Source organism: Streptomyces sp. (assembly GCF_031178505.1).
GTDB classification, from domain to species: Bacteria; Actinomycetota; Actinomycetes; order Streptomycetales; family Streptomycetaceae; genus Streptomyces; species Streptomyces gulbargensis.
This window is the reverse complement of record NZ_JAPSIW010000146.1, coordinates 1-11566: the sequence shown is the minus strand read 5'-3', so window position 1 is coordinate 11566 and position 11566 is coordinate 1. Positions and strand designations below refer to the sequence as shown.

Here is an 11566-nt window from a genome sequence, read left to right as displayed (position 1 = left end):
CCTACGACGAGGCCGACCTTCGGCTCCTGCGGCAGATCCGGACCCTGCGGGACTTCGGCTTCGAGCTGGAGGAGACGCGGCCGTTCGTGTGGTGCCCGCGGGCGGGCCATCCGGCCGGCGACGCGTGCCCGGCCCCGATCGCGGTCCACCGGCGCAAGCCCGACGAGCTGGACGGGCTCATCGAACAGCTCCGGACCGTGCGTGCCCAGGTGGGCGCCCAGCTGCTGCGGGCCGAGGCGGAACTCCCGCACGGCCCGGAACCCCGCTGCGCCCTCGGCACCCACCCCGGCGGTGCCGAGGAGACCGACGAGACGGGAGTGACGGCATGACGACGTACGCGCACGGCGTGGACGAGGTCACGGACGCGGATTTCGCCGCGGAGGTGCTCGGCGCGGACCGGCCGGTCCTGGTGAAGTTCACCGCCGAGCGGTGCGGGCCCTGCCGGCAGCTGAGGCCGGTCCTGGGCTCCCTGGCGGCCGAGGAGGCGGAGCGGCTGCGGATCGTGGAGATCGACGGCGACCGCAATCCGGCGACGACCCTGCGCTACGGGGTGCTCGCCACTCCGACGCTGATGGTCTTCCGGGCGGGCGAACCGGTGACGTCGCTCGTCGGCGCCCGCCCCGAGCGGCGCCTCATGGAGGAGCTGGCGGAGGTACTCGCCTGAAGCCCACGGGCACAAAAAAGCCCCGGACGAGATAATTGGTGTCCGGGGCTTCGTGTCGCGTATATTGATGAATTCCGTGTCTCCGTGCGGCTCGCCTGTGAAGGGGGCGCGGATGGATTCAATAAACTTACTGTATCGCGCTGGGAGTGGAATTGTCAACCGAGCCAATTCGGGATGAGCAGAAATTCATCACCTCGCTCTACGCGCGGCTCGACGACCTGCGGGACCAGGCCGAGGCCGGCGTCGCCCGGGCGCTGGCCACGCCCGGGACCGGAAGCGCCCAGTCGCGTCTGGAGCGGGACGTCCTGGTCGCCGAGCAGTCCGGGCTGCTCGCCGCCTTCGACGCGGGCGAGAGCGGGCTCTGCTTCGGGCGGCTCGTCTTCCGCGACGGCCGCGACCACCACATCGGCCGCATCGGCATCCGCGAGGACGACGCCGACCGTACGCCCCTCGTCGTCGACTGGCGTGCCGAGATCGCCCGCCCCTTCTACCTCGCCACCGGGCACGAGCCCATGGGCCTGGCCCGCCGCCGGCACATCACCACCAAGGGCCGCGAGGTCGTCTCCCTCCACGACGAGGTCCTCGACCTCACGGACACCACCCGCACCGGCCACGAGAACAGCGACGCCGACGAGGTGCTGCTCGCCGCCCTCGACGCCGCCCGCACGGGCCGCATGCACGACATCGTGCAGACCATCCAGGCCGAGCAGGACGCCATCATCCGCTCCCCGCACCACGGCGTCCTCGTCGTGGAGGGCGGCCCCGGCACCGGCAAGACCGCCGTGGCCCTGCACCGGGCCGCGTACCTCCTCTACGCCCACCGCGAGCAGCTCGCCCGCCGCGCCGTCCTCATCGTCGGCCCCAACCCGGCCTTCCTCGGCTACATCGGCAACGTGCTGCCCTCCCTCGGCGAGACCGGCGTCCTGCTCGCCACCCCCGCCGAGCTGTACCCGGGCGTCCACGCCACCGGCACCGACACCCCGCGTGCCGCCGCCGTGAAGGGCGCCGCCGCCATGGCCGGGGCGCTCGCCGCCGCCGTACGCGACCGGCAGCGGGTCCCCGAGCGCGGGGAGCCGCTCACCGTCCCGCACGAGGACGGCGACCTGGTCATCGACTGGGACATGGCCCTGGAGGCCCGCCACCACGCCCGCGCCCAGGCCCTCCCGCACAACCTGGCCCGCCCGTCCTTCGTGTTCCGGATCCTCGACGCGCTCGCCGAACAGCTCGCCGACCGCATCGGCGCCGACCCCTACGGCGGCCCCAACTTCCTCGGACCCGACGACCGGGCGCTCCTCGCCAAGGGCGTCGCCGCCAACCCCGACGTCCACGCGGCGATCGACACCCTCTGGCCGGCCCTCACCCCCGAGGACTTCCTCGCCGACTACCTCGCCGAACCCACCCACCTCCCCGAGGAGGACGCCGCCGCGATCCGCCGCGACGGCGGGCCGTGGACCCCGGCCGACGTACCGCTCCTGGACGAGGCCGCCGAACTCCTCGGCCACGACGACTCGGCCGCCCGCGCCGCCGAGGAGGCCGAACGCCAGCGGCGCATCCAGTACGCCCAGGGGGTCCTCGACGTCAGCTACGCCTCGCGCACCTACGAGTTCGAGGACAAGGAGGAGGTCGACGAGGACGCCTCCGAGGTGCTGTCCGCCCACGACATCATCGACGCCGAGAGGTTCGCCGAACGGCACGAGGAGGCCGACCACCGCACCGCCGCCGAACGGGCCGCCGCCGACCGCACCTGGGCCTTCGGGCACATCATCGTGGACGAGGCGCAGGAACTGTCCGCCATGCTGTGGCGGCTCCTCATGCGCCGCAGCCCCACCCGCTCCATGACCCTGGTGGGCGACCCGGCGCAGACCGGCGACCCGGCCGGCGTCGGCTCCTGGGAGGAGATCCTCACCCCCTACGTGGAGGACCGCTGGGAGCTGGTCCGGCTCGGCGTCAACTACCGCACGCCCGCCGAGATCATGGCGGTGGCCGCCGCTGTGCGCCGCGAGACCGACCCCGGTTTCGAGCCGCCCCGCTCCGTCCGCTCCACCGGCGTCGAGCCGTGGGAGCGGACGGCCGCCGACCCGGTGAAGGAGACCGCCGACGCGGTCGCCGCCGAACTGCGCGAGGAGGGCCGGCTCGCCGTCATCGCCCCGCCGGAACTCCACCCCGGGCTGCTCGCCGCGCTGCCCGGCGCCTCGCACGGCCCGGCGCCGGACCTCACCCGGCCGGTGGTCCTCCTCGACCCGCGGCAGGCCAAGGGCCTGGAGTTCGACACGGTCCTCGTGGTCGACCCCGACGCCATCCGGGCCGCCGGGCCGCACGGCGTCAACGACCTGTACGTGGCGCTGACCCGGGCCACGCAGCGTCTGGGTGTGGTCAGGCGGGCCTGACCACACCCCCGCCCGGGCCGCCGGTCAGGCCGGCCTGAGCCACACGGTCGCCAGCGGCGGCAGCGTCATCCGCACGCTCGACCCGCGGCCGTGCCACGGCACCGACTCGGTCTTCACCGGGTCGGTGCCCACCACGTCCGAGCCGCCGTACCGGGCCGCGTCCGTGTTCAGGACCTCCGCCCAGGCGGCGAACGTGTCCGGCACCCCGAGCCGGAAGTCGTGCCGCACCACGGGGGAGAAGTTGGAGACGGCCAGCAGCGGGGAGCCGAAGCCGTCGAAGCGGAGGAACGCGAAGACGTTGTCGTCGGCCGCGTCCCCCACCACCCACTCGAAACCGTCCGGGACGGTGTCCCGCTCCCACAGGGCCGGGGTCGCCGTGTACACCGTGTTCAGGTCGCGGACCAGGTCCCGCACGCCCCGGTGGTCCGGCTCCGCACCGTACGCCGGGTCCAGCAGCCACCAGTCCGGCCCGTGGTCCGCCGACCACTCCGCCCCCTGGGCGAACTCCTGCCCCATGTAGAGCAGCTGCTTGCCGGGATGCGCCCACATGAAGCCGAGGTAGGCCCGGTGGTTGGCGCGCTGCTGCCACCAGTCGCCCGGCATCTTCGACACCAGGGCCCGCTTGCCGTGCACCACCTCGTCGTGCGAGATCGGCAGGATGTAGTTCTCGCTGTACGCGTACACCATCGAGAAGGTCATCTCGTGGTGGTGGTACTTGCGGTGCACCGGCTCCTTCTGCACGTACTGGAGGGAGTCGTGCATCCAGCCCATGTTCCACTTCATGCCGAAGCCCAGGCCGCCGAAGCCGCCCGGCCCGACCTGGTCGGTCGCCCGGGTCACCCCGTCCCAGGCCGTGGACTCCTCCGCGAAGGTGATGATCCCCGGGCAGCGCCGGTACACCGTCGCGTTCATCTCCTGCAGGAAGGCCACCGCGTCCAGGTTCTCCCGGCCGCCGTACTCGTTCGGCACCCACTCGCCGTGCTCGCGCGAGTAGTCCAGGTAGAGCATCGAGGCCACCGCGTCCACCCGCAGCCCGTCGATGTGGAACTCCTGGCACCAGTAGACCGCGTTGGCCACGAGGAAGTTCCGCACCTCCTTGCGGCCGTAGTCGAACTCCAGGGTCCCCCAGTCCGGGTGGTGCGAGCGGCGCGGGTCCGGGTGCTCGTACAGCGGCCGCCCGTCGAACTCGGCGAGCGCCCAGTCGTCCTTCGGGAAGTGCGCCGGCACCCAGTCCATGAGGACGCCGATCCCGGCCCGGTGCAGCGCGTCCACCAGGTACTTGAAGTCGTCCGGGGTGCCCATCCGGGCCGTCGGCGCGTAGAAGCCGGTGACCTGGTAACCCCAGGAGCCGCCGAAGGGGTGCTCGGCGACCGGCATGAACTCCACGTGCGTGAACCCGAGGTCCCGCACGTAGGCGGGGAGCTGCTCGGCGAGCTGGCGGTAGGTGAGCCCCGGCCGCCAGGACGGCAGGTGCACCTCGTAGACGGAGAGCGGCGACTCGTGGTGGGGCCGCCGGCCGCGCCGCTCCATCCACTCGGTGTCGCCCCACGCGTAGTGCGACTCGGTGACGATCGACGCCGTGTTCGGCGGGCACTCGGTGCGGCGGGCCATCGGGTCCGCGCGCAGGGTGTGCGAGCCGTCCGGCCGGGTGATGTCGTACTTGTAGACGGTGCCCTCACCGAGGCCGGGCACGAACAGCTCCCACACCCCGGTCCCGCCGAGCGAGCGCATCGGCAGACCCGTGCCCCAGTGCGTGAAGTCACCGGTGACCCGCACGCCGCGGGCGTTCGGCGCCCACACGGCGAAGCGGGTGCCGGCCACGCCCTCGTGCGTCATGACGCGGGAGCCGAGGGCCGTCCACAGCTCCTCGTGCCGGCCCTCCCCGATGAGGTGCAGGTCCAGCTCGCCGAGGGACGGCAGGAAGCGGTACGGGTCGTGGAGCGCGATCTCGTCGCCGTCGTAGCGCACCCGCAGCTCGTAGGCGGGGACCTTGCGCAGCAGCGGCAGCAGGCCGGAGAAGAGGCCGTCGCCCTCGTCGTGGAGGGTGATCCGGCGGCCCTTCGCCAGGACGGTGACCTCCCGGGCCCAGGGGCGGAGCACGCGGATCACCACCCCGCCGCGGACCGGGTGGGCGCCGAGCAGGGCGTGCGGGTCGTGGTGCTCACCGGCGAGCAGCCGGCCCCGGTCGCCGGGGTCGAGGGGTGGCGCCTTCCGTACGGCGGTCCGGTCCGGCGCGGGGGTCTTCGTGCGGGGGGCCGTCTTGCCTGCGGGGCGGGCGGTCACAGGGGTGCCTCCTGGGGAGCGGGGGACGGGGGACGGAGTGAGGGGATACGGGTACTGAACGGCCCTCGGGGGGCCGGGGAAACTCGGCCGAACGGGGCGCGCGGGCCTCTCCGCAGGCGGTGGGCCGGACGGCGGGACACCGCGCTGCCCCGAACGGGTGGTGCGGCCGGCGGGCACCGGGGGGTTGGGCCCGGCCGGGTCACGGGACGGAGGCGGCCAGGCGTTCGATGGCGGACATCGGCACCGGCAGCCAGTCGGGGCGGTGACGGGCCTCGTAGACCACCTCGTACACCGCCTTGTCCGTCTCGTAGGCCCGCAGCAGCGCCGGATCGGCCCGGGGGTCGGTCCCGGACACCTGCGCGTAGCCGGTGCAGTAGGCGGCCCGGCAGCGGGCCGCCCAGTCGGCGTTCCACGGCCGGTGGGTGCGGGCCGCGTAGTCGAAGGAGCGGAGCATGCCGGCCACGTCCCGGACCGTGGGCTGCGGCCGGCGCCGTTCGTCGAGGGGCTTCGCCGGCTCGCCCTCGAAGTCGATGACCGCCCAGGCGCCGTCGGAGCCCCGCAGCGTCTGCCCGAGGTGCAGGTCGCCGTGGATGCGCTGGACGATGCCCGCGCCGGCCGCCCCGCTCGCCGCGGCGAAGACCGCACGCAGGCCCGGTACGTACGGCAGGAGCGCCGGCACCGCCTGCGCCGCCGTGTGCAGCCGCCGGTCCATCGCGGAGGCGAGGTGCTCGGTGTCGGAGGGCCGCAGCCGCTCGGTGGGCAGGGCCTCGGCGAGGGCGAGGTGCACCTCGGCGGTGGCCCGGCCCAGAGCGAGCGCCTGGCGGGTGAAATCCTGCCCGGAGGCGAGGGCGTCGAGGGCGAGGCGCCAGCCGTCCCGGGAGTCCGCCAGGTAGGGCTGGAGCACGCCGAGGGTGGCGGCCCCCGACTCGAACCAGGCGACCGGGGCGGGCACCCGGGCGCATCCGGCCCGGCCGAGGGCGAGGGGCAGTTCCAGGTCCGGGTTGGCGCCGGGGCTGATCCGGCGGAAGATCTTCAGGATGTACGAGTCCCCGTACACGAGCGAGGAGTTGGACTGCTCGGCGTCCAGGACCCGGGGGGCGAGGGCTGCCGGCAGGGCGGTGGTGGCGTGGAAGCGCAGGGTGCCGATGCGGCCCGGGGTGCGCAGCCGTTCGTAGAGCAGTCCGGCGAGCCGGGGGTCGCGCAGCGCCTCGTAGACCGCGCGTCCGGCGAGCGGGCCCTGCCGGACGCGGCCGATGAGGGCGGGGGCGAGCCGGGGCGGCAGTTGACTCCGTACCCCCAGGAGGATCTGGTAGCAGTCGGCCGGGGTGCCGCTCGGGCGGCTGGGCTGTTCGACCCGGACGAGCAGATGGAGGAGGCCCGGGCCGGCGCCGTCCAGGGGCAGCAGCTCGGTGGCCGTGTCCAGGGCGAATCCCGTGACCCGGCGGCCCTTGCCCGCGAACCAGCGCTGCCGGGGCAGCCATTCGTGGAGCAGGGGTGTGAGGGACGGCAGGAGGGCGTCCGTGGCCCGGGTCGTGGATGCGGTCTCCGGCATGGCATCGCGTCCTTTCCCCGGGGTGCGCAGATGACTGTCGTAGGTATTCAAATGCGCAGATTGTCCCGGATTGCGGCTGTGGCTGTCCGGATGTGCGGGACGTGTCGGAAAGGGAAGATCCGTACGGGTCCGGGTGGGGGCCCGGACGGACCTGGATCGTGCGGTGGTGACAGTGCCCGGGGCACGGCGGAGGGACCGCCCCGCCCCGGGCCGGACGAACCGACCGAAGGTCAGCCCGTCTTGAGACGGAACCAGTAGAACCCGTGTCCCGCAAGGGTCAGGAGGTAGGGAAGCTGGCCGATGGCCGGGAACTGCACCCCGCCGATCAGCTCCACCGGGTGGTTGCCGGCGTAGCGCCGCAGGTCCAGCTCGGTCGGCTGCGCGAACCGCGAGAAGTTGTTCACGCAGAGGACCAGATCGGCGTCCATGCCCTCTTCGGGGGCGGCTTCCCGGAGGAAGGCGAGCACCGCCGGGTTGGACGACGGGAGTTCGGTGTACGTTCCGGTGCCGAACGCCCGGTTCTGCTTACGGATCTCGATCATCCGCTTCGTCCAGTGCAGCAGCGAGGACGGCGAGGCCATCCCCGCCTCCACGTTGGTCACCTGGTAGCCGTGGACCGGGTCCATGATGGCCGGCAGGAACAGCCGCCCCGGATCGCAGGAGGAGAAGCCCGCGTTCCGGTCGGGCGTCCACTGCATCGGGGTGCGCACCCCGTCCCGGTCACCGAGCCAGATGTTGTCGCCCATGCCGATCTCGTCGCCGTAGTACAGGACCGGCGAGCCAGGCAGCGAGAACAGCAGGGCCGTGAACAGCTCCATCTGCTTGCGGTCGTTGTCCAGGAGCGGGGCCAGGCGCCGCCGGATGCCGATGTTGGCCCGCATCCGCGGGTCCTTGGCGTACTCGGCGTACATGTAGTCGCGCTCCTCGTCGGTGACCATCTCCAGGGTCAGCTCGTCGTGGTTGCGCAGGAAGATGCCCCACTGGCAGCCGGAGGGGATCTCCGGGGTCTTCGCCAGGATCTCGGAGACCGGGTGGCGCGACTCGCGCCGCACGGCCATGAAGATCCGGGGCATCACCGGGAAGTGGAACGCCATGTGGCACTCGTCGCCGCCCGAGCGGAAGTCGCCGAAGTAGTCGACCACGTCCTCCGGCCACTGGTTGGCCTCGGCGAGGAGCACCGTGTCCGGGTAGTGGTCGTCGATCTCCTTGCGGACCCGCTTGAGGAAGGCGTGGGTGGCCGGCAGGTTCTCGCAGTTGGTGCCCTCCTGCTGGTACAGGTACGGCACCGCGTCCAGCCGGAAGCCGTCGATCCCCAGGTCCAGCCAGAACTTCAGGGCCGACAGGATCTCCTCCTGCACCGCCGGGTTCTCGTAGTTGAGGTCCGGCTGGTGCGAGAAGAAGCGGTGCCAGAAGTACTGCTTGCGCACCGGGTCGAAGGTCCAGTTGGAGGTCTCGGTGTCGACGAAGATGATCCGGGCGTCCGCGTACTGCTTGTCGTCGTCGGCCCAGACGTAGTAGTCGCCGTACGGCCCGTCCGGGTCGCGCCGCGACTCCTGGAACCACGGGTGCTGGTCGCTCGTGTGGTTCATGACGAAGTCGATGATCACGCGCATCCCGCGCTGGTGGGCCGCGTCCACGAACTCCACGAAATCGGCGAGATCACCGAACTCGGGCAGCACCGAGGTGTAGTCCGACACGTCGTAGCCGCCGTCCCGCAGGGGGGAGTTGAAGAACGGCGGCAGCCAGAGACAGTCCACCCCCAGCCACTGGAGGTAGTCGAGCCGGGACGTGATGCCCTTGAGGTCGCCCACGCCGTCGCCGTTGCTGTCCTGGAAGGACCGGACGAGGACCTCGTAGAAGACGGCCCGCTTGAACCACTCGGGATCGCGGTCCTGGGCGGGGGTGTCCTCGAAGGTGTCGGGGACGGGATCGTTGACAGTCATGAGGTGGGTGACCCTCCGGTCTGCGGGGACGGTCGCAGGACGAGGACGTGCGCAGGCCTGACACCCGGCTCCAGACGCACGTAACTCGCCCTGCCCCAGTGATAGGTCTCGCCGGTGAGCTCGTCGCGCACCGGCACGGTCTCGTGCCAGTCGAGGCCGAGTTCCGGCATGTTCAACGAGACCGTCGCCTCGTGGGTGTGGTGCGGGTCGAGGTTGACGACCATCAGAACCGTGTTCGAACCGGTGCGCTTGGAGTAGGCGATCACCTGCGGGTCGTCCGTCTCGTGGAAGGTCAGGTTCCGCAGCCGGCGCAGCGCCGGGTGACGGCGCCTGAGCCGGTTCAGGGTGGTGATCAGCGGGGTGATCGTGGCCCCCGCCCGCTCGGCCGCCTCCCAGTCCCGCGGCCGCAGCTCGTACTTCTCCGAGTCGAGGTACTCCTCGCTGCCCTCCCGCACCGGGGTGGCCTCGCACAGCTCGTACCCGGCGTACATCCCCCAGGACGGCGACAGGGTCGCCGCCAGCACCGCCCGCACCTCGAAGGCGGGCCGGCCGCCGTGCTGGAGGTAGGCGTGCAGGATGTCCGGGGTGTTCACGAAGAAGTTCGGCCGCATCTGCGCCGCCACGTCCCCCGACAGCTCCGTCAGGTACTCCGTGAGCTCCTCCTTGGTGTTGCGCCAGGTGAAGTACGTGTACGACTGCTGGAAGCCGATCGCGCCGAGCGTCCGCATCATCGCCGGCCGGGTGAAGGCCTCCGCCAGGAAGATCACGTCCGGGTCCGCCCGGTTGATCTCCCCGATCACCCGCTCCCAGAACACCACCGGCTTGGTGTGCGGGTTGTCCACCCGGAAGATCCGCACCCCGTGGTCCATCCAGTGCCGCAGCACCCGCACGGTCTCCGCGACGATCCCGTCCATGTCCTTGTCGAACGCGATCGGGTAGATGTCCTGGTACTTCTTCGGCGGGTTCTCCGCGTACGCGATCGAACCGTCCGGCCGGTGGTGGAACCACTCCGGGTGCTTCTCCACCCACGGGTGGTCCGGCGAGCACTGGAGCGCGAAGTCGAGCGCCACCTCCAGACGCAGCTCACGGGCGCGCGCCACGAAGGCGTCGAAGTCCTCCATGGTGCCCAGATCCGGGTGCACGGCGTCGTGCCCGCCCTCCGGCGAACCGATCGCCCACGGCACGCCGACGTCGTTCGGACCGGCCGACAGCGAGTTGTTCGGGCCCTTGCGGTGCGTCTCGCCGATCGGGTGGACCGGCGGCAGGTAGACCACGTCGAAACCCATCGCGGCGATGGCCGGAAGCCGCTCGGCGGCCGTCCGGAACGTCCCCTGCACCGTACGGCCCCGGACCTTCCGCACGCCCTCCGAGCGCGGGAAGAACTCGTACCAGGAACCGAAGAGGGCCCGCTCCCGCTCCACCACCAGCGGCAAGGCCGGGGAGGCCGAGACCAGTTCGCGCAAGGGGTGCCGGTCGAGCGCCTCGACCACCCGGGGGGCCAGCGCGGCGGCCAGACGCACGGCCGCCGGACGCGACTCGTCCCGCAGCGCGTCCACGGCGGCCAGCACCGCCTCCCGGCCACCGCCCTTCTTCGGCACGCCCTTGGCGGCCCGCTCGTGCAGCTCGGCCCCCTCCGCGAGGACCAGCTCCGAGTCGATCCCGGCCGGGATCTTGATCCGGGCGGCGTGGCGCCAGGTCGCGACCGGGTCGCTCCACGCCTCCACGGTGTACGTCCACAGGCCCTCGGCGTCCGGGGTGACCTCGGCACCCCACCGGTCGGTGCCCGGGGCGAGTTCACGCATCGGGGTCCACGGGCCAGGGCGGCCCGACGGCCCGCGCAGCACGACATTGGCGGCGACGGCGTCATGACCCTCGCGGAAGACGGTCGCCGTCACCTCGAAGGTCTCACCGACCACCGCCTTCGCGGGGCGCCGGCCACAGTCGACCAACGGACGGACGTCCAGAACGGGAATGCGTCCCATGAGCGGATTCACAGCATCACCTGACGGGGTTACGGGGGTGCGGGTGGTGGTGCGCTCTTTCTAGCTCCGCCGACGGCCGGTGCATGGCGGGCATCGCCGCTCCCGTCCGCGTTCACTCGGATGGCGTGTCCACAGGGATGAAGGGGCTGGGGGACGGACGGGTTGAGGGGTGCGCGGAGCCGTTACCGGAGGAGCCTTCCACGGTACGCGCGAGGGCAATCCGGTCCTTTGTTAACTACTAGGGCGTAGCCGAGCGGACAAGGACGCCGTTCGGACAGGCGAGGACGCCTCCGAACGGCTCCGCCGGGGAAAACGCGCCGCCACGCCGGGCGCACAGCGTGGTGCGCCCGCTCCGTCGGGTCCGCGCGCGAAGGTGGTCCCGTGAAGGCCATTCGTCGATTCACCGTGCGTCCCGTCCTCCCCGACCCCCTGCGGCCCCTCGCCGGCCTCGCGCACAATCTGCGCTGGTCCTGGCACGAGCCCACCCGCGCCCTCTTCGACTCCCTCGCACCCGGGGGCCCGTCCGGCGCCGACCCGGTCCGGGTCCTCGGCTCCCTCGAAGGGCCCCGGCTCGCCGCCCTCGCCGCCGACGAGGAGTTCCTGGCCCGGCTGCGCGCCGCCGCCGAGGAACTCGACACCTACCTGCACGCCCCCCGCTGGTACCAGCGGGAGCTCGGCGCCGGCGAACCCCCGGCCGGCATCGCCTACTTCTCGCCCGAGTTCGGCGTCGCCGCCGCCCTGCCCCAGTACTCCGG

At 72.3% G+C, this 11566-nt stretch carries 8 protein-coding genes; 4 read left to right on the top strand and 4 right to left on the bottom strand.

The features are described 5' to 3' along the window. From RIF68_RS13070 to RIF68_RS13060, 3 genes are all read left to right on the top strand, one after another. The coding region (locus tag RIF68_RS13070; RefSeq protein WP_309051381.1) for a MerR family DNA-binding protein at nt 1-329 on the top strand (329 nt) is incomplete at its 5' end. Further along, nucleotides 326-664, top strand: a complete 339-nt coding sequence (locus tag RIF68_RS13065) for a thioredoxin domain-containing protein (RefSeq protein WP_309051380.1) — start codon at nt 326-328, stop codon at nt 662-664. The genes RIF68_RS13070 and RIF68_RS13065, both read left to right, overlap by 4 nt. Before the next feature lie 152 nt (nt 665-816). Then, nucleotides 817-3051, top strand: coding sequence for a UvrD-helicase domain-containing protein (locus RIF68_RS13060; RefSeq protein ID WP_309051382.1), 2235 nt, complete (start codon nt 817-819; stop codon nt 3049-3051). Between the two features lie 24 nt (nt 3052-3075). Here the strand turns inward: RIF68_RS13060 and glgB are convergent, their stop codons facing one another. From glgB to RIF68_RS13040, 4 genes are all read right to left on the bottom strand, one after another. Next, the gene (glgB, locus tag RIF68_RS13055; RefSeq protein ID WP_309051379.1) at nt 3076-5334 is read right to left on the bottom strand and encodes a 1,4-alpha-glucan branching enzyme; all 2259 of its coding nucleotides are present in this window, start codon (nt 5332-5334) and stop codon (nt 3076-3078) included. Between the two features lie 199 nt (nt 5335-5533). Continuing rightward, complete coding sequence (locus RIF68_RS13050) at nt 5534-6886, bottom strand: maltokinase (protein ID WP_309051378.1); 1353 nt, start codon at nt 6884-6886, stop codon at nt 5534-5536. Between the two features lie 230 nt (nt 6887-7116). Further along, nucleotides 7117-8829, bottom strand: a complete 1713-nt coding sequence (gene treS / locus RIF68_RS13045; RefSeq protein WP_309051377.1) for a maltose alpha-D-glucosyltransferase — start codon at nt 8827-8829, stop codon at nt 7117-7119. Next, entirely contained in the window at nt 8826-10811 is a 1986-nt protein-coding gene (locus tag RIF68_RS13040) for an alpha-1,4-glucan--maltose-1-phosphate maltosyltransferase (RefSeq protein WP_309051376.1), read from the bottom strand. Before RIF68_RS13040 ends, treS begins: the two co-directional genes overlap by 4 nt. A gap of 381 nt (nt 10812-11192) precedes the next feature. Between RIF68_RS13040 and RIF68_RS13035 the strand changes: the two genes are divergently transcribed. Continuing rightward, on the top strand, nt 11193-11566 hold a 374-nt coding region (locus RIF68_RS13035), incomplete at its 3' end, for a DUF3417 domain-containing protein (protein ID WP_309051375.1).

What these genes read in the sequence shown, in the direction of transcription:
- treS (WP_309051377.1), bottom strand. Translation starts at nt 8,829, where the DNA reads ATGACTGTCAACGATCCCGTCCCCGACACCTTCGAGGACACCCCCGCC.
- RIF68_RS13040 (WP_309051376.1), bottom strand. Translation starts at nt 10,811, where the DNA reads ATGGGACGCATTCCCGTTCTGGACGTCCGTCCGTTGGTCGACTGTGGC.
- RIF68_RS13050 (WP_309051378.1), bottom strand. Translation starts at nt 6,886, where the DNA reads ATGCCGGAGACCGCATCCACGACCCGGGCCACGGACGCCCTCCTGCCG.
- RIF68_RS13065 (WP_309051380.1), top strand. Translation starts at nt 326, where the DNA reads ATGACGACGTACGCGCACGGCGTGGACGAGGTCACGGACGCGGATTTC.